The sequence below is a fragment of the Actinomadura geliboluensis genome, assembly GCF_005889745.1.
Classification (GTDB): domain Bacteria; phylum Actinomycetota; class Actinomycetes; order Streptosporangiales; family Streptosporangiaceae; genus Spirillospora; species Spirillospora geliboluensis.
In genome coordinates, this window is the sequence record NZ_VCKZ01000022.1 from 16,201 (window position 1) to 41,186 (window position 24,986).

The 24,986-nt window shown below is 74.3% G+C and carries 10 protein-coding genes; 1 reads left to right on the plus strand and 9 read right to left on the minus strand.

Going from position 1 to position 24,986, the window contains the following annotated elements:
- The 3 genes from ETD96_RS05630 to ETD96_RS05640 form a co-directional block, all read right to left on the minus strand.
- On the minus strand, positions 1-729 hold the full coding sequence (locus ETD96_RS05630) for an SDR family NAD(P)-dependent oxidoreductase (RefSeq protein ID WP_138635107.1): 729 nt from the start codon (positions 727-729) through the stop codon (positions 1-3).
- Entirely contained in the window at positions 726-1,859 is a 1,134-nt protein-coding gene (locus ETD96_RS05635; protein ID WP_138635110.1) for an Ldh family oxidoreductase, read from the minus strand. The genes ETD96_RS05630 and ETD96_RS05635 overlap by 4 nt, the downstream gene beginning before the upstream one ends.
- Positions 1,860-2,653: 794 nt before the next feature.
- A complete protein-coding gene (locus ETD96_RS05640; protein WP_138635115.1) occupies positions 2,654-3,010 on the minus strand; it encodes a hypothetical protein in 357 nt (118 codons plus the stop codon).
- Between the two features lie 410 nt (positions 3,011-3,420).
- On the opposite strand from ETD96_RS05640, the gene ETD96_RS05645 reads away from it, so the two are divergent.
- Positions 3,421-4,905: an FAD-dependent monooxygenase gene (locus ETD96_RS05645; RefSeq protein ID WP_240807273.1), complete on the plus strand. Its 1,485-nt coding sequence runs from the start codon at positions 3,421-3,423 to the stop codon at positions 4,903-4,905.
- Positions 4,906-4,919: 14 nt separating this feature from the next.
- On the opposite strand, the gene ETD96_RS05650 is transcribed toward ETD96_RS05645, so the two are convergent.
- The 6 genes from ETD96_RS05650 to ETD96_RS47470 all read right to left on the minus strand — a co-directional run.
- On the minus strand, positions 4,920-5,681 hold the full coding sequence (locus tag ETD96_RS05650; RefSeq protein ID WP_138635118.1) for a thioesterase II family protein: 762 nt from the start codon (positions 5,679-5,681) through the stop codon (positions 4,920-4,922).
- Positions 5,635-6,975, minus strand: coding sequence for a lysine N(6)-hydroxylase/L-ornithine N(5)-oxygenase family protein (locus tag ETD96_RS05655; protein ID WP_138635121.1), 1,341 nt, complete (start codon positions 6,973-6,975; stop codon positions 5,635-5,637). Before ETD96_RS05655 ends, ETD96_RS05650 begins: the two co-directional genes overlap by 47 nt.
- Before the next feature lie 43 nt (positions 6,976-7,018).
- On the minus strand, positions 7,019-10,195 hold the full coding sequence (locus ETD96_RS05660) for a non-ribosomal peptide synthetase (protein WP_138635124.1): 3,177 nt from the start codon (positions 10,193-10,195) through the stop codon (positions 7,019-7,021).
- A 138-nt stretch (positions 10,196-10,333) separates the two neighbouring features.
- Entirely contained in the window at positions 10,334-13,462 is a 3,129-nt protein-coding gene (locus tag ETD96_RS05665) for a type I polyketide synthase (RefSeq protein WP_138635127.1), read from the minus strand.
- Position 13,463: 1 nt separating this feature from the next.
- Positions 13,464-19,940, minus strand: coding sequence for a type I polyketide synthase (locus ETD96_RS05670; RefSeq protein ID WP_205719119.1), 6,477 nt, complete (start codon positions 19,938-19,940; stop codon positions 13,464-13,466).
- Positions 19,940-24,986 (minus strand): type I polyketide synthase (locus ETD96_RS47470; RefSeq protein WP_138635133.1); only part of this gene is annotated, 5,047 nt, incomplete at its 5' end. The genes ETD96_RS05670 and ETD96_RS47470, both read right to left, overlap by 1 nt.

A 24,986-nucleotide genomic window follows, 5' to 3' on the forward strand; every position in this document is an offset into this window, starting at 1 on the left:
TCACTCCTTCGGGTAGGCGCGGTCGCGGGTGAGCTGCGAGCCGGTCATGGTCGCCGCGTCGGACAGCAGGAAGAGCAGGGGGCCGACGACGTCCTCGGGGGTGCCGATCCCCGTGGTGCGCGCCCAGTGCTCCCGCTCGCCGCCCGCCGGGTTGGCGGCCTGGAACTGCGGGGTGTCGATGACGCCGGGGGCGAGGACGTTCACCCGGATCCGGTGCTCGGCCACCTCGGCGGCCAGCGACTTGGCGAAGGAGACCAGCGCGCCCTTGCTGGCCGCGTAGGCGGACGCCTCGGCCCGTCCCATGTGCGCCAGCCCGGAGCTGAAGACCACGATCGACCCGGACCGGCGCTCGGCCATCGAGGGCAGCACCGCCTGGCAGCACCAGACGACGCCGTCGAGGTTCACGCCGAGGACCCGGCGCCACTCGTCGGCCGCCATGCCGGCCACCGCGGCGCGGGGCTGGACGGCCGCGCCCGCCACGAGGCCGTCGACGCGGCCGTGCCGGGCGAGGGTCTGGTCGACGGCCGCGAAGACCGCGTCGCGGTCGGCCACGTCGACGGCGACCTGCTCGACCCCCGGGGCCGCGTCCAGGTCGGCCGCGTGCGCGATGTCGAAGACCACGGCGGTCCCGCCCGCGGCGCCGACGCCGCGCGCGAGGGCCGCGCCGATCCCGTTGGCGCCTCCGGTGACGATGACGACCTGCCCGGTCGCATCGAAGCTGGCCTTCATGCCGTGGTGCCTCCCGTCGCGCGGGCCGGCACGTCGCCGCCGGCTCCGGCCAGGGCCAGCGAGTCGGGCAGGACGGCGCCGACCTCGTCCGCGGTGCGGCGCAGCGCCTCCAGGACGCTGCCCTCGACCCGGACGCCGCCGGCGAGGGCGGCCCGGTGGTTCTCCGCCTCGATCTGGCCGGGCAGGTACAGCCGCTCCACGCCGGGCGCGGTGGGAGAGCCGGTGACCTCGGCGGCCAGCCGGCTCATCCGCTCCGCGAAGTCCGCCGGATCGCCGAACGCCGCCACGTCCACGGCCAGGAAGAAGTGGGCGCAGTTGTTGGGGACGGTGACGTCGCTGTAGAGCCCCTGCACGGCCTGGCCGAACCCTCCGCCGGACAGCACGCCGGTGAGAACGTCGACGACCAGCGCCAGCGCGAAGCCCTTGTGCCCGGCGGCGGGCAGCAGCATGCCGCCCAGGGCCGCGCGGGGGTCGGTGGTGGGCCGGCCGTCCGCGTCCGAGGCCCAGGTGGACGGGATCTCCCGGCCCTCCGCCGCCGCGATGCGGATCTTGCCGAGCGCCGCCTCGGACAGCGCCATGTCCAGCACGACGGGAGGCCCGTCGGGCATCGGCACGCCCACCGCGAGCGGGTTGTTGCCGACGACGGGAGCCGCCCCGCCGACGGCGGGCATCAGCGGCCGGGTGTTCGCCGCGGCCAGCCCGACGCAGCCTTCCCGCGCCGCCGCCTCGACGTAGCGGAACGCGCCCCCGAAGTGGAAGGCGTTGCGGACCGCCACCACCCCGACGCCGAAGCTCTTCGCCTTGGCGACGGCGATCCCCATCGCCTGGTCCCCCGTGAGCTGGCCGAGCGCGTGCCCCGCGTCCAGGACGGCCATCGCACCGAGATCCACGAGGACCTCCGCCCGCTCCCTGCGGCTGACGGAACCGGCCCGCACCCGGTCGACGTACATCGGGACGAGCATGCTCCCGTGCGAGGCCACGCCGCGCATGTCGGCGTCGACCAGGGCCTCGGCCACCGTCGACGACGCGGCCTCGCTGAACCCGACGGCGCGGAAGACCGCGCCGACCGTGCGCCGCAGCCCGTCGACGGGCACGCGCTCCCCGCGGCCCCGCTGGCTCGAATCACTCATGTATCACTCCACCCCTCACGGACCCGAAGCTTGCCGATATCTCATATCAAATGTCAACTATCAGAACGAAGGTCGTGTGAGCGGAGTGCAGGTCAGGGGGTCCTGGCCCCCGTCGCCCGGCGCCGGGCCTACGAGGTGGGGGCCGCCCGGCGTCTTCAAGGCCGCGTTGGGACGCGCCTGGTCACCGGAGACTCCGGCGAGGTCTCAGCGAGCCCACGCGAGGTGGCCGCGCAGCCGGCGGGCCAGGTTCACCACCGATGCCGCTCAGAGCGGCCGCACGGGAACCTGCGCATCCACGGAGAGCAACAGCCCTTCACCGCGCAAGTTGGGGCCATGTCGAAGACGGCGAGATCAGTGCCAGGGAATGAGGCGACGACACGCCAAAAGTCCCCCTCGAAGAGCAATTCGAGGGGGCGGGTGTGGCGCTTGATACATGCAGCGGGGCTTGGTAGACGCGCAGTCAGCAGAACTCAATAATCAACGCAGGAGAGTGACGCCACGGCGAGGCCGGTCCAGCACCGAGCGTCGCACAGTCACAAGTGAGCCCAGCAACCGAATTCGAGAGCAACTCGCACATCCGGGAACTTTGCCATATTCAATGGGCATCAACTTCGGAGAAAACGAGCGATCCCCACCACATCGTCCATGCACAGGGACTTACGCAAAGACCGAAGTGCCCTTTCGCGCGAAGGGCCAGACGCCATGTCTGCCGGATTCGCGCGAAAGGGTGATCGACTCGCGGGGGGCTGGGAACTGGGGGGCGGGAAGCCCTGCGGATCGCCGGGCGAGCTCCGCTAGTTGTAGTGGGCGAACTCTGTGTAGTCGTTCCAGATCCAGCCCTTGACGCCGGTGCAGCAGTCCGAGTGCCACCACAGGTTGCCGGCGTCGTTCACGCATCGCTTGTCGACGCGGAAAAGCGTCTTGGATTTCCACTTGGCTATCACCGGGGACGACCCCGAATAGCTGGTGTGCACGGCCGCCGAGCCGACGATGACCCGCCGGATGTGCGGCGTCCAGTCCGAGCAGGAGGCCATGGGCCGGACATCCGTCTCGCTCGCCGACGCGCTCGGAATGGCGACCACGACAGGCGCCACAGCCGCCGTGATGACCGCGGCCGCCATGGACATGACTCGATTGCCCACCTTTTGCATTCGGGCTCCCTTCAGGGGATCGGGGGTGAGTTGATCATCACCCTGCCATGATCGTCTGTCAAGGCCCCGTTTTGAGGCCCGTTCCCAGGCCCCGTCCAACGGCCACCCCAAAGCGGGTTTAAACCTGCTCTGACGAAGTTTTCAAAACCATCAAGTGAGCGGCGCCCGTGAGAATTTCTTCTTAAGGCACGACAGCCCGGCAGTGGGAATTTCAGCGAAAGCCTCAAAGCCCCAGGGGGCCGGAACGGACCGCGCCGGCCGTAGCCGTGCCCGGACGCGGGCAGGACCACCCGCGGTCTGAGGGCTTGTCTCGCCGGCGGGACAAGGGGTAGGCCGGGGGCGCCCTCCCGGTCGTGCGGCGCCTTGTCGGCGGATCTCTCTTCGGTGAGCGTGAAGGGACTGTGCGGCGAGTGACGGGAGACGACGTGGGACACGCCGGGATGGACGCGGACGTCGTGATCGCGGGTGCGGGGCCGACGGGCTTGATGCTCGCCTGCGAGCTGCGGCTGGCGGGCGCCGACGTGGTGCTGCTCGAACGGCTCGCGGAGCGGACGGGCGAGTCCCGGGCCGGCGGGATGCACTCGCGGACCCTGGAGGTGCTGGACCAGCGCGGGGTCCTGGACTCCTTCCTCGCGCTCGGGGAGATCCAGGGGGTAGGGCACTTCTCCGGGCTCTGGCTCAACTTCGACGAGTTCGAGTCCAGGCATCCGCTGCCGCTGATGATCCTGCAGTCCACCATCGAGATGCTGCTGGAGGACTGGGCCGCGAGGCTCGGTGTCCGGGTGCGGTGGTCGTCCGAGGTGACGGGGGTCGAGCAGGACGCGGAGGGCGTGACGGTCCAGGCCGGGGACGAGACGGTCCGCGGCCGCTACCTCGTCGGCTGCGACGGGGGACGCAGCGCGGTGCGCAAGCTGGCGGGCTTCGGGTTCCCGGGGACGCCGGCGACGATGAACGCGCTGATCGGGGACGTCGAGCTCCCCGAGCTGACCGAGGACTACATCTGGGGGCGGCGCACGCCGGACGGCGGCTACTCGGTGATCGCCTTCGAGCCCGGGTGGTACCGGCTGATCACGTCCGACTACGCGCGGGTCGCCGATCGCGGGCCGGTGACGTTCGACCGGCTCCGCGAGTCGCTGCTCAGGGTCGCGGGCACGGACTACGGCATGCGCAACCCGCGCTGGATCTCACGGTTCACCGACGCCGCGCGGCAGGCCGACCGGTACCGGCGGGGCCGGGTGCTGCTGGCGGGCGACGCCGCGCACATCCACTTCCCGCTCGGCGGGCAGGGGCTGAACCTCGGCATGCAGGACGCGGTCAACCTGGGCTGGAAGCTCGGCGCCGTGGCGCGGGGACGGGCGCCGGAGAGCCTGCTGGACACCTACCACACCGAGCGCCATCCCGTCGGAGAGGCCGTCCTGCACAACACGCGGGCGCAGTCGGCGCTGGCCCTTCCCGGTCCGCAGACCGACGCGCTGCGCGACGTCTTCGCGTCCCTGATCGTGTTCGACGACGTCAACCGGTACCTGTGCGGCATGCTCACCGGGCTGGACATCCGGTACCCGGTCGAGTGCGACCATCCGCTCGCGGGCCGCCGGGTCCCGGACGCCGACCTGAAGACGGCCGACGGCCCAGTCCGGGTGTACGAGTTGCTGCACGGCGCCCGTCCGGTGCTGCTCGATCTGCGCGGGAACACCGCCGTGGCGGAGGACTGGGCCGATCGCGTCGACGTCGTGGAGGCGCGGAGCGAGGACGACCACTGGCCCGTGCCGGGCGCCGGTGAGGTCGCCGCTCCGTCCGCGGTCCTCATCCGGCCGGACGGCCATGTCGCCTGGGCCGCCGAGGGGACGCCCGACACGGCGTCCCTCCGGACCGCGCTGGCCACCTGGTTCGGGTGACTCGGCGGCGGCCGTCACGACCTCCCGGCGGCCGCCGTCTCGATCACCGAGGTCAGGTCGGCGAGCAGGGCGGACTCCTCGGTCTTCAGGTAGAAGTGGCCGCCGGGCAGCACCCGCAGCCGGAACGCGCCGTGCGTCACGTCCGCCCAGGCGCGCATCTGCTCCGGGGCCACTTCGGGATCGTCGGCACCGGTGTAGGCGTACACGGGGCAGTCGAGCGGGGGCCGGTGGCCGCCCGGGTACGCGTCGACCAGCCGGTAGTCCGCGCGGATGGCGGGGAGCAGCATCTCCCGGAGGTCGGGGTCGGCGAAGACCTCGGCGCTGCTCGCGTCGAAGCGCCCGAGATCCCTGATGATCTTCTCGTCCGTGCCGGAGAACGTCCGCCGGCCGTCCAGGGCGTGGGGCGGGCGCCTGCCGGACACGCACAGGGCCGCGGGCGGGCGCCCGCGCTTGTGCAGGCGCAGCGCCACCTCGTGCGCGACCGAGGCGCCCATGCTGTGGCCGAAGAGCACCAGCCGGTGCCCGGAGAGCCCGCCGAGGGCGTCGGCGATGTCGTCGGCGAGGGTCTCCAGCGCGGTCGCGAACGGCTCGCGGCAGCGGTCCTCGCGGCCCGGGTACACGACGGCGAGGACGCCGACGTCCGAGGGCAGCCCCCGGGGCCAGGCGCGGTACGCGCTCGCCCAGCCGCCGGCGTGCGGGAGGCAGACGAGCTTCGTCGCGCAGCCGTCGTCATCGCGGAAGGGGCGTACCCACCGCTCTTCTGCCGGACTCCTCATCCTGGAACTCCCCTTCCTCCCGCCGGGCGGCGATCGAGTCGGCGATCTCCCCGCTCCGTACGGCGATGTTCGACAGCAGCGACGAGCTCAGGCCGTGGCTGTGCTCGGTGCCGCCCTGGAGGTAGATGCCGCAGCGCATCCCGGGGTCGGTCGCGATGCGGTAGTCGCGCTCGACCCGGTAGCGGCCGGACTCGTCGCGCAGGCAGTGGCGGTCGAGGTCGCCGAGGAGGTGCGCCGGCTCCATCGCGTCGTAGCCGGTCGCGCAGACGAGCGCGTCGAAGTCGATCTCGCGCACCTCGCCGTCGGAGCCCGTCTGCAGCGAGACGCGGGTCTCGGCGCCGGACCGCTTCACGCCGGTGACCCGGGTGAGGTTGCGGAACTCCAGGCGCCGGGCCCCGCGGACCTCGTCCTCGTACGCCCTGCGGTACAGGTCCCGGATGACGTCGCCGTCGACGACCGAGTAGTTGGTGTTGCGGTGGTACCGCCAGAACGCCTCGCGCGTCTGCTCGGTGGCGTAGTAGTAGTCGTCGACGGCGCCGGGGTCGAAGACCTGGTTGGCGAACGGGGTGTCGTCCGCGACCGAGTAGCCGTAGGACGGGATGACGGCCCAGACCTGGGCGTGCGGGAGCTCGTCGTACAGGAACCTGGCGATCTCGGCGGCGCTCTGGCCCGCGCCGACCACCGCCACCCGGCGCAGTTGCGCGGGGTCCGCCCGGCGGTACTTCTCCAGGAACTCCGAGCTGTGCCACACCCGCTCGTCGCGGACGGCACCGTCCGGCATGCTCGGGACCAGGCCGGTGGAGATCACGACGTTCCGCGCCTCGACGACGCGGCCGTCCGCGACTTCGAGGCGCAGCCGGTCCGAGGTCTCCGGGACGGCGCCCGGCGGCAGCCCGACCGACGTCACCTCCGCGCCGTAGGCGATGCGGTCGGCGACCCGCGCCTGCGCCCATTCCAGGTACCGGTGGAACTCCTCGCGCGTCGGGAAGAAGTCCTGGTTGTTGACGAACCGCGGGAGCCGCCCCGAGGCGTGCAGGTACGCGATGAAGCTGAAGCTCGACGTCGGGTTGCGGAAGGTGACCAGGTCCTTGAGGAAGGAGATCTGCATGGTCGCCGAGGGCAGCAGCATGCTGCGGTGCCAGCCGAAGGACGGCTGCCGTTCGAGGAAGAGGGCCCTCATCCCGTCCCGCGCGCCGTCCGCCCGGTACTCCTCCATGGCGATGGCGAGCGACAGGTTGGACGGACCGAATCCGATGCCGACCACGTCGTAGATCTCGTTGTCACGACCGTTCATGGTGAATTCTCCCGCTGCCATGGATCCGCGTTCCTTCCGGCGCTCAGAGGAGTTCGCCGTCCTTCGTCCTCCTGCGCAGGGCCGGCCTGCTGGACCGGGCGAGGTCCTGCCACATGCCGGACAGCCCGGTCACGGTGCGCGCCACGAACAGCGTGCGGATGGACACCTCCTGGTTCAGCTCGTCCCGGATCAGGGCGGCGAGCCTGATCGCGCGCAGCGAGTTGCCGCCGAGGTCGAAGAAGTCGTCGTCGACGCCGACCCGCTCCAGCTCGAGCGCCTCGGCGAAGGCCCTGGCCAGGGCCTCCTCGACGGCGTTGCGCGGTGCGCGGTACTTCCCCTCGCCGGACGCGGGCTCGGGAAGCGACGCCCTGTCCACCCAGCCGCCCGCTGTCGCCGGGAGGCGGTCCACGACCAGGAACGCCGACGGCATGAGGGACTCCGGCAGCCGTCCCGCGGCGAACCTGCGCAGCTCCTCCTCGGAGAGGCCGGCCTGCGGCGCCAGCGGGACCGCGTACGCCACGAGCCGCCGCTGCCCCGAGCCGTCCTCGCGGACGGCCACCGCCGCCCTCGCCAGGCCGGGGTAGTCGGCCAGGACCGCCTCCACCTCGGCCGGTTCGACGGGGACGCCGCGGATCCGCGCGCGGGCGCCGACCCGGCCCAGGTGTTCGAGGCGGCCGTCGGCGCCCCACCGCGCCCGGTCCCCGGTCCGGTGCATGACGGCGCCGGGCGGGCCGAACGGGCAGGGCACGAAGCGCTCGGCGGTCGTCCCCGGCCGGCCGTGGAGGCCGCGCGCCACGCCGGGCCCGGCCGCGTACAGCTCTCCGGCCACGCCGGCGGGGACGGGTGCAAGGCCCGGCCCCAGGACGTAGAGGGAGGTGTTGTCCATGGGGCGGCCGATCAGCGTCATGCCGAGCGACGGCTCGCCGGCCGGGAGGCGGTGGCACGCGGCGAAGCCGCCCGTCTCCCCCGGTCCGTGGCCGTGGACGATCGCCAGCTCCGGGCACGCGTCCCGCACCCGCCGCAGCGCGGCGGCGGACACGCGGTCGCCGCAGGTCCACACCTCGCGCATCCCGGCGAGGCCGTCGGGGCGCTCCGCGGCGATCGACGCGAGCAGGTCCGCGGGCGACCACATCACCGAGATCTCGTGCGCGGCCCGCACGGCGGCGAGCGCGTCGAGGTCCAGCTCTCCCGGCGGGGCCACGACCACCCGCCCGCCGTTGAGGAGCGGCGCCCAGACTTCGAGGGCGAACGCGTCGAAGGTGTGCGGCGCGTGCCACAGCACGGTGCCGGCGCCGCCGTCCCGCCACCGGCGGTCCATCGCGAACCGCTCCATGTTCCGGTGCGTCAGGGCGACCTCCGCCGCGCCGGTCGAACCGTGCGTGACGGCCAGGAGGTTGTCCGGGCGGACGGCTCGCGCGCCATCGGCGGTGTCCGAGTCGAGGTCGCCGAAGAGGATCGTCGGGACGTCCAGGTCGGCGGGCGGCGCCTCGCTCGTGAGGAGCACCTGCGCCGACCCGCCGAGAACCGACGCGATGTGCTCCGCCGGGGACGCGGGGTCGACGGGCAGGTAGGCTCCGCCCGCCTTCGCCACGCCCAGCAGGGCGACGACCAGGTCCGCCGAGCGGGGCATCGCCACCGCCACGACCGTCTCGGCCCCGACGCCCCGGTGGCGCAGCGCCCCGGCCAGGCGGCTCGACCGCTCGTCCAGCTCGCGGTACGAGAGCGCGCCGTCCCCGGACACCACCGCAGCGGCGTCGGGGGTCCGCGCCGCCTGGCGGGCGAACAGCTCCGGGACGGTCAGGCCGGGCAGCGGGGCGTCCGTGTCGTTCGGCGCGGCCAGCACCCGGTCCCGGTCGGCGCCGCTCACCACGTCCAGCGCGCCGACGGGCAGCTTCGGGTCGGCGGCCGCGGCCCGGACGTACGCGACGAGGTCGGCGCCGATGAGGCGCAGCTCCGCCGCGGTGTACAGGCCGGCGGGGGCGTCGAGCCGGAAGTACAGGTCGCTTCCGTCGGTCCCGTCGGTGCAGACGCTGATCGACAGCTCGTCGAAGACCCCGTTCGTGCCGCCGGTGTAGCGCGCCGGGCCGCCGCCGAAATCGAGTTCGCCCGTGAAGTCGACGACGTTCATGACGGCGCCGAAGCCGCCGCGGCCGCTGAGGACGGTCCCGCTCGCGCGCTGGATGTCGGAGTAGTGGCAGGCGGCCCGGCCGAAGACCTCGTACGTCTCGTCGAGCACCGCCTCGGCGGTCTCGGCGAAGGTCGCGGTGAGCGGGACCCGCACGCGGATCGGCACCACGTTCACCGCCAGCCCGGGCGTCCTGCCCGCGGCCCCGGTCCGGTTGCCCATCGCCACCGAGAGGAGGAACTCCGGGTGGTCGCAGCGGTGCCGGAGGAACACCGCCGCGCCGGCGGTCAGCAACGACGACGTCCAGACGCCCATGGACTCGGCGGCCTCGCCCCACGCGTCCGCCTCGGCGCGGGGGACGGCCACCGTCCGGCTCACCATGCCGAGGGCGCCGGCCAGCTCCGACCAGCGGTCGGCGGGACTCCACGGTCCGGGTTCCGCGTCCGGGTCCGGCACGGCGAGGCGCGGCACCTGTGCGGGCGGGGGCGCGTCCTTCAGGTAGTCGCGCCAGAACTCCATGTCGTCGGTGAACCGCTGGGAGGCGAGGTACTCCGACGCCTCGGCCGCGTACGACTCGGCGTCCCAGGGGTGGGGCGGTTCGCTCACCTCCGCGCCGCGCGCCAGCGCCGTGTACACCTCGGCGAGGCGCCGCGACAGCAGGCCGCCCACGCCGTAGCCGTCCGAGATGAGGTGGTGGTAGGCGAGGACCACCAGGAAGCGGGCCTGCGCGAGCCTGACCACGCCCAGCCGGAACAGCAGGTCCCGCTCCAGGTCGAACGGCTGCGCCAGCATGCCGGACAGCGCCTCGCGCGCCGCCCGGTCGGGTTCGTCCTCGCCGCCGGCGTCCAGGAAGAACGGCCGCCACTCCCCCAGGCCGCGCGGCACGATGCGCAGGTCGCCGTCGCCGTTGTCGACGAAGTTGACGCGCAGCACCTCCGCTTCCTCCATCACGCGCAGGAATGCGGATTCCATGAGGGCGACGTCCAGTTCGCCGTCCACCTCCCACATGGACAGGGCGTGGTTGAGCGTGTCGGGCATCATTTTCTGCGCCAGCCACAACCCTTTATGCGCAGCCGACGCATCGAACGAGCGCATGGACATCAACTCCCCAACAATGGGACCGCGAACCGGAGCGAACCACCAATTCATATCCACTTTCACGGACGTGGATCGGCCGGTCAACACGATGCCGGCGCCGGGCGTGCGGTGTCCCGCCGGCGGGACACCGCGGGGTCAGGCGGGACGGCGGTCGAGCATCACGGCCGCGATGTGCCCGGCGATCAGCCGCGGTGACGGGTGCCGCAGCACCAGCGTCGGCTTCAGCCTGACCCCCGTCGAGGCGGCCAGGCGCCTGCTCAGGTCCATCGCCAGCAGCGAGTCGAAGCCGAGGTCCTTGAACTCCCGGTCGGGGTCGACGCTCTCGCCGGGGGCATGCCCGAGGACGGTGGCGATCTTCTCCAGGACGTGGTCCAGGACGAGCGCCTCCGCGACGCCCTCGGGGAGGGCCGCGACCCTCTCGGGCAGCGGGGTGACCTGCTCGTCCTCTTCGGCCGGCGCGTCCGCGGGGATCTCCATCGCCACCGCCGTGTGCGAGGAGTTCAGCCAGTAGCGCCGCCGTTGGAACGCGTAGGTCGGGAGGTCGGTCCGCCTGCGCGTCCCGAACAGGGCGGCCCAGTCCACGGTCCCGCCCCGCACGTACAGCTGGGCCAGCGAGTCGGCCATGGCCTCGACCTCCCCGCGGTCGCGGCGGGACGACGACAGGACGACCGCGCTGTCCACCTCGTCGACCATTTCCTGCACCGGAACGGTCAGGACGGGGTGCGGGCTCATCTCGATGAAGACGCGGTAACCGTCGTCGGCCAGCCTGCGGACGGACGATTCGAAGAGCACCTTTTCACGGAGGTTGGTGTACCAGTAGTCGCCGTCCAGCTCGACGGTGTCGATGACCTCACCGTACAGGGTCGAATAGAAAGGCAGTTCCGACGTTCGAGGCCGCACATCAGCAAGCGGCCCGACCACTTGTTCGCGAACCCGGGCCACCTCGGGGGAATGGGAGGCGTAATCGACCGATATCCGCCTGGCCCGGACACCTTCGGCGTTCATCTTCTCAAGGAATTCGTCGAGGGCATCCAGCGCTCCGGACACCACCACCGAGCGGGGCCCGTTGACGGCGGCGAGGCCCAGCCGGCCGCTCCACGGGGCGAGCTGCTCCGCCACGGCGTCCGCGGACTCCACGACCGACGCCATCCCGCCGTGGCCCGCGAGGTCCACCAGCGCCCTGCTGCGGAGCGCGACCACCTTGGCGGCGTCCCGCAGCGACAGCGCGCCGCAGACGTGGGCGGCGGCGATCTCACCTTGGCTGTGCCCCACCACCGCGGCCGGTTCCACGCCCCATGACCGCCACAGGGCGGCCATGGACACCATCACCGAGAACAGCGCGGGCTGGACCACGTCCACCCGTTCCAGGGGCGGCGCCCCGGCCTCGCCCCGGATCACGGCGAGCAGCGACCAGCCGACCCATTCGTCGAGCGCGGCCGCGCACTCGTCGAGGGCGCGCGCGAAGACGGGGTAGGCGTCGTACAGCCGCCGGCCCATGCCGGCCCACTGCGAGCCTTGGCCCGGGAACATGAAGACGACTCCCCCGAGTTCCCCGGCGACACCGCGGACCACCCCGGCGGGCTCCGCGCCCTCGCTCAGCGAGGCGAGGCCGCTCAGCAGCTCGTCGCGATCGCGGCCCAGCACGACCGCGCGGTGGGCGAACGCCGACCGGCTCGACACCAGCGACCAGCCGATGTCCGCGGCGTCCGCCTGCGCACCGGCTGGGGAGGTGACGAAATCGCGGAGCGCGGCCGCCTGCCGTGCCAGCGCCGCCGGGTTCTTTCCCGACACCGCCCACGGCACCAGTCCACCGGCGAGGGCCGGGCCCGGGATGGGCTCGGCCGCCTTGCCCGTCGGCGGCGCCTCTTCCAGGATCACGTGCGCGTTGGTGCCACTGAACCCGAACGACGACACCCCGGCTCTGCGCGGACCGTCGCCCCGCTCCCATTCGCGCCCGTCCACCAGCAGTTCCACCGCGCCGCAGGACCAGTCCACGTGCCGCGAAGGCGCGTCCAGGTGCAGGGTCTTCGGCAGGTAGCCGTGGCGCAGAGCCATCACGGCCTTGATGACACCGGCGACCCCGGCGGCGGCCTGGGCGTGGCCGAGGTTCGACTTCAGGGACCCCAGCCAGAGCGGCCTGTCCTCGGCCCGACCCTGGCCGTACGTCATCAGCAGGGCGTGGGCCTCGATGGGGTCGCCCAGCACCGTCCCGGTGCCGTGGGCCTCGACCAGGTCCACCTCGGACGCCGCGATCCCCGCGTCCGCCAGCGCCTTGCGGATCACCTCCTCCTGGGCGCGGCCGCTGGGCGCGGTCAGCCCGTTGCTGGCCCCGTCCTGGTTCACCGCCGAACCGCGCAGGACGGCCAGTACCGGGTGGCCGTTGCGTTGGGCGTCCGACAGCCGCTCCAGCAGCAGCACGCCGACGCCCTCGGACCAGCCGGTCCCGTCGGCGGCGTCCGCGAACGCCTTGCACCGGCCGTCGGGCGCCAGGCCGCGCTGCCGGGAGAACTCCACGAACACGGCGGGGGTGGTCATCACCGCCGCCCCGCCCGCCAGCGCGAGCGAGCACTCCCCGGACCGCAGCGACCGCACCGCCAGGTGCAGGGCCACCAGCGACGACGAGCACGCCGTGTCCACGGTCATCGCCGGGCCGGTCAGCCCGAGCTGGTACGCGACCCGGCCGGACGCGACGCTCAGCGCGCTCCCGAGCGACAGGTGGCCCTCCAGCTCGTGCTGGTCCACCTCCAGGAAGCGCAGCCCGTACTCGGGGGAGCTCACCCCGGAGAAGACGCCGGCGCCGGTGCCGCGCACGTCGGCGGGGACGATTCCCGCCCGTTCGAAGACCTCCCACGACGCCTCCAGCAGCAGGCGCTGCTGCGGGTCCATCGCGAGCGCCTCCCGCGGACTGATGCCGAAGAACTCGGCGTCGAAGTCCGCCACGCCGGCGAGGAAGCCCCCGTGCCGGGTGCTGGAGGTGCCGAGCGCGCCGGGGTCCTCGTCGAACACGTCCCGCCAGCCCCGGTCCCGGGGGAACTCCTCCACCAGGTCCCGGCCGCCGCGGACCGCCTCCCACAGCCCCTCGGGCGTCGACACGCCGCCGGGGAAGCGGCACGCCATCGCCACCACGGCGATCGGCTCGCCGCGCCCGGCCTTCAGGTCCTCGTTCTCCCGCCGGAGGCGGTCCCGCTCCTCCAGCAGGGCGCGGAGCGCCCGCTCGACCCGGTCCGCGCCGTCCGCCGGCGTCCGGTCCGCGGCATCGTCCATGTCACTTCCCCTTCTCGTCCAGCGCCAGATCGAGGAGCCCTTCCAGGTCCAGGTCCGCGAGTCCGCCCGCGCGCGCGTCCGGGCCCGGTGCCCGCTCGCCGGCCTCCGCGCCGCCGGACGGTCCCGCGCCGGGCGCGGCGGAGGCGGGGCGCAGCAGGCCGAGGATGTGCCGGCCCAGCTCGCGGGGCGTCGGGTAGCTGAACACGAGGGTGGACGGGAGGCGCAGCCCGGTCGAGGACGCGACGCGGTTGCACAGCTCGACGGAGGTCAGCGAGTCGAACCCGAGGTGGGTGAACGCCCGGTCCGCGTCGACGCTCGTGCCGGAGGTGTGGCCGAGCACGATGGCGGTCTGCTCGCGGACCCAGTCGAGGAGGGCCGCCTCCGCCTCGCCGTCCGCCAGTGCGGCCAGCCGGGCGGTCAGGCCGCGCGGGCCGTCGCCGCTCTGGCCCGTCCGGCCGCGGGACGGGCGGCCGCCGTGGACCAGGTCGCGCAGGACGGGAGGCAGCTCGCCGCGGGCCGCGCTGCGCAGCGCGCCGAGGTCCACCCGGGCCGGGATGAGCAGGGGCCCGCCGTGGTCGCACGCCGCGTCGAACAGCGCCAGCGCCTCGGACGCGGGCATCTCGACGGCGCCCAGCCGCCGCAGGCGTGCGAGGCGGGCCTCGTCCAAGCCGGCGGTCATGCCGCCGCGCCGCTCCCACCAGCCCCAGCTCAGCGAGGCGCCGGCCAGGCCGGACGCCCTGCGCCGCGCCGCCAGGCCGTCCAGGAAGGTGTTGGCCGCGGCGTAGTTCGCCTGGCCGCCCGCCCCGAGCGCGCCCGCGAGGGCGGAGAACAGGATGAACGCCGACAGAGCGTGGCCCCTGGTCAGCTCGTGCAGGTTGATCGCGCCGCCGACCTTGGCGCGCAGCACGTGGTCGACGTCCTCGGCGGTCAGCGACTCGACCGTGCCGTCCGCGACCGCGCCCGCCGCGTGGACGACCGCCGTGAGCGGATACCGCGCCGGCATGTCCGCGATCAGATCGGCGACGGCGGCCCGGTCCGCGACGTCGCAGGCCACGACCGTGACGGCCGCGCCCGCCGCCTCCAGGTCCGCGACGAGCTCGCGGACGCCGCCGGCCGCCGTCCCCCGGCGGCTCGCGAGCACCAGGCTCCGCACGCCGTGCTCGGCGGCGAGGTGCCGGGCGACGAGCGAGCCCACTCCCCCGGTCCCGCCCGTGACCAGCACGGTCCCGCCGCCGAAGCCGCCGCCCACGTCGAGGACCAGCTTGCCGACGTGGCGGCCCTGACTCATCTCGCGGAACGCCTTGCGCGCGTCGCGGACGTCCCGGACCGAGACCGGGTTGAGGCGCAGGCTCCCGGCGGCGAACAGGTCCATGACCGCGCGGGTCATCTCCTGGAGCAGCTCGGGGCCCGCCGATCCGTAGACGTCGAAGGCGCGGTAGTCGACGCCGGGGTGGTCGGCCGCCACGCGCCGGGGATCGCGGATGTCGGTCTTGCCCATTTCGAGGAAGTGCCCGCCCTCGGGGAGCAGCCGGAGGGAGGCGTCGACGAACGCGTGCGCGAGGGAGTTGAGGACGACGTCCACCCCGCGCCCGCCCGTGGCCTCCAGGAACGCGTCCGCGAACGCCAGGTCCCGCGACGACGCCAGGTGCTCGTCGTCCAGTCCCAGGGCGCGCAGGGCGGGCCACTTGGCCGGGCTCGCGGTCGCGTAGACCTCGGCCCCGGCGTGCTGCGCCAGTTGGACGGCGGCCATCCCGACGCCGCTCGCCGCGGCGTGGATGAGGATCCGCCGCCCCTTCTGGAGCTTGATCACGTGGAAGAGCGCGTAGTAGGCGGTCAGGAAGGCGGTCGGCACGGACGCCGCCTCGGCGTGGCTCCAGTTGTCGGGGAAGGGCGTGAGCAGACGGTGGTCCGCCACCGCGACCCGGCCGAAGGCGCCGTGGAGCGCGCCCGTCACGCGGTCGCCCGGTGCCAGCCCGGTGACGTCGTCCGCGACGTCCAGGACCACCCCGGCGCCCTCGCTTCCGATCTCGGCGTCGAAGGCCGTTCTGTCCACCAGTCCGAGGGCGATCGTGACGTCCCGGAAGTTGAGCCCCGCGGCGTGCACCGCGACGCGGACCTGGCCGCTCGCCAGGGGCGCCTCCACCTCCGGGCAGGGAACCCAGGTCAGGTTCTCCAGCGTCCCCCTGTCCGGGATGCCCAGCCGGTGCGCGCCGGCCGCCGGAGCCGCGAGCCGGTGGTCCGGGAGCGAGGCCGGCGCCATGCGCGGCACGAGGTGCGCGCCGCCGCGCAGGGCCAGCTGGTCCTCACCGATGGCCGGGACGCCCGGGAGAAGCGCGAAGGACGCCTCCTCGTCGTCGACGTCCACCAGCCGGAACCTGCCGGGGTGCTCGGCCTGGGCGGACCGGACCAGGCCCCACACGGACGCGCCGGGGAGGCTCTCGACGCGCTCCCCGCTCCCGGTGCCGACGGCGAGGCGGGTGAGGAACACCAGCGTGGATCCGCCGAACCGCTCCTCGGCGAGGAACCGCCGGATCCAGCCGAGCACGCGCGTGTCCGCGTCTGCGACCTCGGTGAGCACGTCCGGGCCGGCGGTGAGGAGGTCGTCCAGGCAGAGGACGAGGTGCCGGACGGGCTCGGCCGCGAGGGCGTCGTCCATGGACTCGTGGAGCGGGACGTTCTCGTCGCTCGCCCCGACGAGCCGGGCGGCCAGGCCGTCCTTCGCTCCGAGAACCCCCCACCGCCCGTGCCGGGTGTCCCCCTCGCCACGCTGGAGCGGCCGCCATCGCAGCTCGTACAGCGATCGTTCGTGGGCGGCCCGTGCCGAGCGCAGCTGCTCGGCGCCCGCCGGCCGGAACGTCAGGGCGGCGACGCGCGCGGCCTCCCGGCCCTGCTCGTCGGCGATCACCACGGACACGGCGCCCTCGCCCGCCGGGGTGATCCTGACCCGCGCGGTGCTGCCGCACTCCCGGATCGGTTCCACCCCGGCCCACGAGAACGGCATCCAGCCCCGGCCGCCGTCCGGGTCGACGGCGCCGCTGACCGCCACCGCGTGCAGCGCCGCGTCGATCAGCGCCGGGTGCAGCGCGTATCCGCTGCTCGGCGGGCCGCCGTCCGCCGGTTCGGGCAGCGTCGCCAGGACGTGGAGGTCGTCGCCGTGCCACCACACTTCGCGCAGCCCGCGGAACGCGGGGCCGTAGTCGAACCCCGTGTCCGCGAGGTTCTCGTAGAGACCGCCGACGTCGACGCGCACCGCCCCGGCGGGCGGCCACGCAGCGGGTGGCGGGGCGTCGTCCGGCGGCGCGGCGGCCGTCGGTGCCAGGCGGCCCGTGGCGTGCCGGGTCCAGCCGCCCATCGTCGGGCTGTCGCCAGCGGGGCGGGAGTACACCTCCAGGGTGCGGTGCTGCGTCTCGTCCGCCGCCCCGGCCACGACCCGTACCTGCACGTCGCCCTCGTCGGGGACGATCAGGGGGACCTCCAGGGAGAGTTCCTCGATCGCGGGGCATCCCACGGCGTCGCCCACCGACAGCGCCAGGTCCAGGTAGGCCGTGGCCGGTACGACGACCGCGCCGAACACGGCGTGGTCGGCCAGCCAGTCATGGGCCTCCAGCGACCACCTGCCCGTGAACACCACCTCGCCGGTGCCGGGATGGTCCACCATCGCGCCGAGCAGCGGGTGCCCCGGGGCCGCGAGACCGGCGGACGCCGTGTCCGCCGGACCGGTGGCCGCCGAGGCGTCCAGCCAGTACCGCTCCCTCTCGAACGCGTACGTCGGGAGGTCCACCCGGCGGCGCGCGCCGAACAGCGCGTCCCAGTCCACGGCGCCGCCCCCGGCGTGCAGCCGGGCCAGCGCGGTGATCAGCGCCTCCACCGCCCCCCGGTCCCGCCGCGACGCCGACAGGACGAGCGCGTCGTCCACGCCCGCGGTGTCAAAGGACTCCTTGGTGATGCTCGCGAGCGTCGATCCCGGGCCCAGTTCGAGGAAGACGCGCGCGCCGGCCGCGCGGGCGTGCTCCACCGCGTCGTGGAAGCGCACGGGTTCGCGGACGTGCCGCACCCAGTGCTCGGCGGACGCCAGCTCCCGGGGCTCGGCCGCGCGGCCCAGCCGGGTCGAGACGACTGGGATCGCCATCTCGCCCGCAGGCAAATCGCCGATCGCCCCAGCGAACTCGTCCAGGATCGGGTCCATCAGCGGCGAGTGGAACGCGTGGTCGACGTCGAGCGGCTTCACCGCCGTGCCCCCGGCGGCAAGCCGCTCCTTGAGGTCGCGCACTTCGTCGCGGAGGCCCGAGACGACGACCGACTCCGGACCGTTGACGGCGGCGAGGCCGACGCGCTCGTACTCGCCGAGCACGGAGAGGACGTCGGTCTCCGAGGCGCGGACGGCCAGCATGGCGCCGCGCTCGCCGACCGTCTGCATGACCCGGCCGCGAGCGGCCGCGAGCCTCGTCGCGGAGTCCAGGTCGAGGACTCCGGAAACGTGCGCAGCCGCGATCTCGCCCACGGAGTGCCCGATCAGATAGTCCGGGCACGGCACGTACCGCGTCAGGAGCCGGTAGAGGGCGACCTGCAGCGCGAACAATGCGGGCTGCGCGACGTCGGTCCGCTCGCGGTCCGCGGGATCATCGGCGAGCAGCAGGGGCCGGAGGGCGAAGGGCAGGTGCGCGTCGAAGTGCCCGCAGGTCTCGTCGAGGCTCTCCGCGAAGGCGGGGAACGCCTCGTACAGCCGTCCCGCCGCGCCCGCCCACCGCGCCCCCTGCCCCGGGAACATGAACGCGGAGTCACCGGGCTTTCCTGCGATGCCGCGCAGCACAGTGGCGGACTCGCCGCCTTCGCTCAACGCAGCCAGCCCGCTGAGCAGCTCGTCCCGGTCGCGTCCCAGCACCACCGCGCGATGTTCGAGCCGCGCCCTTCCCGAGACCAGCGACCAGCCGGTGTCCGCGAGGTCCAGGCCCGGGTCGGCGGCGGCGAAATCGCGGAGCCTCTCCGCCTGCGCCCGCAGCGCCTTCTCCGAACGCGCCGACACGGCCCACGGCACCAGCCCGCCCGGAAGGGGTCCGGCGGCGGGCTCGGCCTCCGCCGCCTCCTCCTCGGGCGCCTGCTCGATGATCACGTGCGCGTTGGTGCCGCTCACACCGAACGACGACACCCCGGCCCGGCGCGGCCGGTCGCCGGTCTCCGGCCACGGCCGCGCCTCCGCGAGCGGCTCCACCGCGCCCGCCGACCAGTCCACGTGCCGGGTCGGCTCGTCCATGTGCAGCGTCTTGGGCAGGACGCCGTGCCGCATGGCCATGACCATCTTGATGACACCGGCCGCACCCGCCGCGCACTGCGGGTGGCCGAGGTTGGACTTCACCGCCCCCACCCACAGCGGCCGGTCCCGGGGCCGGTCCCCGCCGTAGACGGCGATCAGCGCCTGCGCCTCGATCGGGTCGCCCAGCGCGGTGCCCGTGCCGTGCGCCTCGACGGCGTCCACCTGGTCGCCCGCCAGCCGCGCGTCCGCCAGGGCCTGCCGGATGACGCGCTGCTGGGAGGGGCCGTTCGGCGCGGTCAGGCCGTTGGACGCGCCGTCCTGGTTGACCGCCGAACCGCGAACGACCGCCAGCACCCGGTGGCCGTTCCGCCGCGCGTCGGAGAGGCGTTCCAGGAGCAGCAGGCCCGCGCCCTCGCCCCAGGCCGTGCCGTCGGCGGCGGACGCGAACGGTTTGCAGCGGCCGTCCGGGGCCAGCCCGCGCTGCCGGCTGAACTCGATGAACGCGCCCGGCTGCGCCATGACCGTCACGCCGCCCGCCAGCGCCAGCGAGCACTCGCCGCCGCGCAGCGCCCGGACCGCCAGGTGCAGGGTCACCAGCGACGACGAGCACGCCGTGTCGACCGTGACGGCCGGCCCTTCGAACCCCCACACGTAGGAGATGCGCCCGGAGGCGACCGCGGTCGAGGTGCCCGTCCCCAGGTAGCCTTCGAGCGCTTCCGGCGCCTCGTGGATCGGCAGCCCGTAGTCCTGGTGCGCGATCCCCACGAAGACGCCCGTGCGGCTGCCGCGCAGCGCCGTCGGGTCGATGCCGGCCCGCTCGATCGCCTCCCACGACGTCTCCAGCAGGAGCCGCTGCTGCGGGTCGACCGCCATCGCCTCGCGCGGGCTGATCTCGAAGAAGCCCGGGTCGAACTCGTCCGCGTCGTACACGAAGCCGCCCTCGCGCACGTACGACTTGCCCTGGACGCCCGGCTCCGGCGAGTACAGCTCGTCGACGTCCCAGCCGCGGTTCCGCGGGAACTCCGCGATGGCGTCCCGCCCCGCGGCGACCAGCTCCCACAGCTCCTCCGGCGAGCGCACGCCGCCCGGGTAGCGGCAGCTCATGCCGATGATCGCGATCGGCTCGCGCTGCGCCGCGGACAGCTCGGCGGTCAGCCGGCGCAGCCGCTCGGTCTCCTTCAGAGACGCGCGCAACGCCTCGACGACGGCATCGTTCGGTTCGGCCATCATGACCTCCGCGTCTCGTCGGGTTCGTCGTTCTTCATCGCCATGCGCACCAGGTCGTCCACGCCCATCTCGTCCAGCGACGGACCGCCGCCGTTCTCCGGCCCGGGATCCGCGCCGCCCGGTTCGGCGCCGCCGGGCGCCGGGCGGCCCGCCAGGGTCAGCAGCGGCTCCAGCAGCCCGGCCTCGCGGAGCCGCGCGGGCGGGATCGACAGCATCAGGTTCCGCAGCCCGGCGTCGTCCATGTCCGCGCCCGTCCCGCCGGGTGCGGCGCCGCCGTTGCGGGCCGCCCGCTCGGGGAACAGTTCCGCCCGCAGGTACCGCGCCGCGGCGACCGGCGTCGGGTAGTCGAACAGCAGCGTGACGGGCAGCCGCAGGCCGGTCGCGCGCCGCAGCCGGTTCCGCAGCTCCACGGCGGTCAGCGAGTCGAATCCGACGAGGTTGAACGCCCGCTCGGCACCGATCGCGTCCGGGCCGTGCAGTCCGAGGACCGCCGCCGCATGCGCGCGGACGGTGTCCAGCAGGGCGTTCTCCAGCTTCCCGTCCGGCAGCTCCTTCAGCCGGGCGACCAGGTCGCCGTCCGCCGCGCCGTCCGCGTCACCGCCGGCGGCGTGCCCGGCCGTGGGCGCGGCGAGGTCGGGGATGTCAGCGATGAGCCTGCTGGGACGTCCCGCGGTGAACGCGGGCGCGAAGTCCGCCCACTCCACGCGGGCCACCGTCACCTGCGGCTCCTCCCGGTCCAGCGCGGCGGCCAGCGCCGCCAGTGCGGTCTCGGGCTCCATCGGGGGCAGGCCCCGCCTGCGCAGGCGCTCCTCCACCTCGCCGGTCACCAGGCCGCCGCCGCCCCACGAGCCCCAGGCCACGGCGGTCGCGGGCAGTCCGGCCGCCCGCCGCCCCTGGGCCAGCGCGTCGAGGAAGGCGTTCGCGGCGGCGTATCCGCCCTGCCCGCCGCTGCCGAGGACGCCGGCGGCCGAGGAGAACAGGACGAACGCCTCCAGGTCCAGCCCGGCGGTGAGTTCGTGCAGCGCCGCGGCGGCGGCCACCTTGGGCCGCAGGACCCGCTCCAGCCGGTCCGCGGTGGCGGACTCGACCAGCCCGTCCTCCAGCACTCCGGCGCCGTGGAACACCGCCGTCAGCGGGTGCTCCTCCGGAACCGAGGCCAGCACCTCCCGCAACGCGTCCCGGTCCGCGGCGTCGGCCGCGGCCACGGTCACGCGCGTGCCGAGCTCCGCCAGTTCCGCCGTCAGCTCCGCGATCCCCGGCGTGTCCGTGCCGCGCCTGCCGACCAGGAGGAGATGCGGTGCTCCGGCGCGGGCGAGCCAGCGGCAGACGTGCGATCCGACCGCGCCCGCGCCGCCGGTCACCAGGACCGTGCCCCGTGGACGCCAGTCCCGCGCCGGTGCGTCGCCCAGCGGTGCCCGCGCCAGGCGCCGGCCGAACGCTCCCGAAGCACGCACCGCCACCTGGTCCTCGCCATGGCCTCCGCCCGCGCCGCCGGTGCCCTCCGCTCGGCCGACGTCGGCGAGGACCCCCGCCAGCAGTTCGGCGGTGCGGCCGTCCAGCCGGGCGGGCACGTCCACGAGACCGCCCCACCGCTCCGGGCGTTCCAGCGCCGCCACCCCGCCGAGACCCCAGATCTGGGCCTGCAGCGGGTTCGCGACCGCGTCGGCGTTCCCGGTGGTCACCGCCTCGCTCGTCAGGCACCACAGCCGGGCCTCGACGCCCGCGTCCTCCAGCGCCTGCACCAGGGCGACCGTGCCCATGAGGCCGTCGGAGACCGGCTCATGTGCGGCGGCCAGGCCGTCATCCGCGAGGGCGAGGAGCGACAGCGCACCGGAGAGGCGGCCGGCGACCCCGCTCTCGGCGAGCGCGGCGGCGAGCCGGTCGCCGAGCGCGGCGCGGTCCCGCAGGTCGGCCGGTGCGACGTCCACGCGGACCACCTCGGCCCGGCGGCGCCGCAGCGCGTCGAGCACCGTGTCCGCGAGCGGGGCTGGAGCCACCGCCTCGGGGACGACCACGAGCCAGGCGCTTCCCTCCAGGCCCGGCGCCCCGGCGGTCCCGATACCGGGCAGCGGCTTCCACGTCGTGCGGTAGCGCCAGCTCTCCATGACCGCCTGCTCCCGCCGACGGCGCCGCCAGGACGACAGGGCCGACAGCACCGCGGGCACGGCGGGGTCCGCGGCGTCGCGTTCGCCGGGCGGGTCGTCCAGGCCCAGCGTGCCGATCACGGCGTCCACGTCCTCGCGTTCGACGGCTTCCCAGAACTCGGCCTCGGCGGGGTCGGCGGAAGCGCCGGTCGGGCGGTCGGTGCCGGGCCTGCCGGGGTCCAGCAGCCAGTAGTTCTGGTGCTGGAAGGGGTAGGTGGGCAGGTCGGCGCGGGCAGGCGGGGCGGCCGGATAGAAATCCGCCCAGCGCGGAGCGGCGGCGTGGACCTGGACCGTGGCCAGGGAGGTCAGCAGGCGCTGCCACGTGCCGTCCTCCCTGCGCAGGGTGCCGGTGATGGCGACCTCGCCGCTGCCCTCGTGGTCCTCGGAGGTCTCCTGCAAGGCGCTGGTGAGCACGGGGTGGGGGCTGACCTCGACGAAGACGGTGTGCCCGTCGTCGAGCAGGGCGCGGGCAGCCGCCTGGAAGTCGACGGTGGCCGCCAGGTTCTCGTACCAGTAGCCGGCGTCCATCGCGGTGGTGTCGGCCAGCGGCCCGCCGGCGCGGCCGGCGACGGTGGAGTAGAACGCGACGGCGGCCGGGCGCGGCCGGACGGGCGCGAGCAGTTCCAGCAGCTCGTCGCGCAGGCCCTCCACGTGCGAGGAGTGGGCGGCGAAGTCCACTCCCGGCACTTCCCAGCGCATCATCCGGGCGGCGGACAGCGCGGTGTTGAACTCGGCCACCGCCGCCGCGGAGCCCGACACGGTGACGGTCGCCGGGCCGTTCACGGCCGCGACCGCGAGGCCGCCGTCCAGGTCGGCCAGCATCTCCCGCACCCGGTCGGCGGGTGCGAGGACGGTCAGCATCCGGCCGTCGCCGCGAATCTTGAGCAGAGCCTTGCTGCGGAGAGCGACGAGCCGTGCCGCGTCCTCAAGCGACAGCGCGCCGGCGATGTGGGCGGCGGCGATTTCGCCTTGCGAGTGGCCCACCACGGCGTCCGGCGTGACGCCCAGGTGCTCCCACATGCGCGCCAGGGAGATCATCATCGCCCACAGGGCGGGCTGGACGACGTCGACCCGATCCAGGCTCGGGGCACCCTCCACCTGGCCGAGCACGTCGATCAGGTTCCAGCCGGTGAACGGCTCCAGCGCCTCCGCACACGCAGTCAGATGTTCGGCGAACACCGGCGAAGTGCGCATCAGCTCCACGCCCATGCCGAGCCACTGGGAGCCCTGCCCGGGGAAGACGAAGGCGGTCCTGCCGGGCCGGGGCGGCGCCGTGCCGGTGACCACGCGGGCGGAGGGCGTCCCGGCGGCGAGCGCGGCGAGACCGTCCCGGAAGTCGGCGGGCCCCCGGCCGATCACCACCGCCCGGTGCTCGAACACCGAACGTCCCGCGGCCAGCGCGTGCCCGATCTCGGCGGGCGTCGCCTCCGGACTGCGGTCGAGGTGGTCCAGCAGCCGCCGCGCCTGGTCGGCGAGCGCAGCCGGCGACTTCGCCGACACCGGCCAGGGCAGCGTCCCGTCCGTCGCCACCACGGGCTCCGGCAGACCCGGGGTCGCAGGGTCCTCGTCCTCCGGGGCCTGTTCGACGATGAGGTGCGCGTTGGTGCCGCTGGCGCCGAACGACGAGATCCCGACGCGGCGCGGACGTCCCGTGTCCGGCCACGGGCGGGCCTCCGTCAGCAGTTCCACGGCGCCCGCGCTCCAGTCCACCTGCGGGGTCGGCTCGTCCACGTGCAGCGTCTTCGGCAGGACCGCGTGGCGCAGGGCCATCACCATCTTGATGATGCCGCCCACGCCCGCCGCGGCCTGGGTGTGGCCGATGTTCGACTTCAGCGAGCCGAGCCACAGGGGCCGGTCCCCGGCGCGGTCGCGGCCGTAGGCGGCGATCAGCGCCTGCGCCTCGATCGGGTCGCCGAGCATGGTGCCGGTGCCGTGCGCCTCGACCGCGTCGATCTCGCCGGGGGTGAGGCGGGCGCCGGCCAGGGCCTGCCGGATGACGCGCTCCTGCGAAGGACCGTTCGGGGCGGCCAGGCCGTTGGACGCACCGTCCTGGTTGACCGCCGAACCGCTCACGACCGCCAGCACCCGGTGGCCGTTCTTCCGCGCGTCGGAGAGGCGTTCCAGCAGCAGGAGGCCGACGCCCTCCCCCCAGCCGGTGCCGTCGGCGGCGGACGCGAACGCCTTGCACCGCCCGTCGGCGGCCAGGCCGCGCTGCTTGCTGAACTCGGTGAAGATGTCGGGCGTCGCCATGACGGTGACACCGCCGGCCAGCGCCAGCGTGCACTCCCCGGAGCGCAGCGACTGCGCGGCCAGGTGGACGGCCACCAGCGAGGAGGAGCAGGCGGTGTCGACCGTCACCGCCGGGCCCTCCAGCCCGAGGGCGTACGCGACCCGGCCGGAGGCGACGCTGCCCGCGCTGCCGTTGCCGATGTAGCCCTGCAGGTCGTCGGGGACGGCGCTGAGGCGGGTGCGGTAGTCGCCGTACATGACGCCGGCGAAGACGCCGGTGGGGGTGGAGTGGAGGGCGGCCGGGTCGATGCCGGCGCGTTCGATCGTCTCCCACGCGACCTCCAGCAGGAGGCGCTGCTGGGGGTCCATGGCGAGGGCTTCGCGGGGGCTGATGCCGAAGAAGGCGGGGTCGAAGGCGTCGGCGTCGTAGAGGAACGCGCCGTGGCGCGTGTAGGACTTGCCGGGCTTGCCCGGCTCGGGGTCGTAGAGCTTCTCGACGTCCCAGCCGCGGGTGGCCGGAAACTCCGCGACGGCGTCCGTCCCGCTCGCCACCAGCGTCCACAGGTCGTCCGCGGAGTACACGCCGCCCGGGTAGCGGCAGCCGATGGCCACGATGGCGATGGGCTCGTCGGCGGCGGCGGTGACCGTCGCGGCCGGGGAGGCGGGCGCCCTG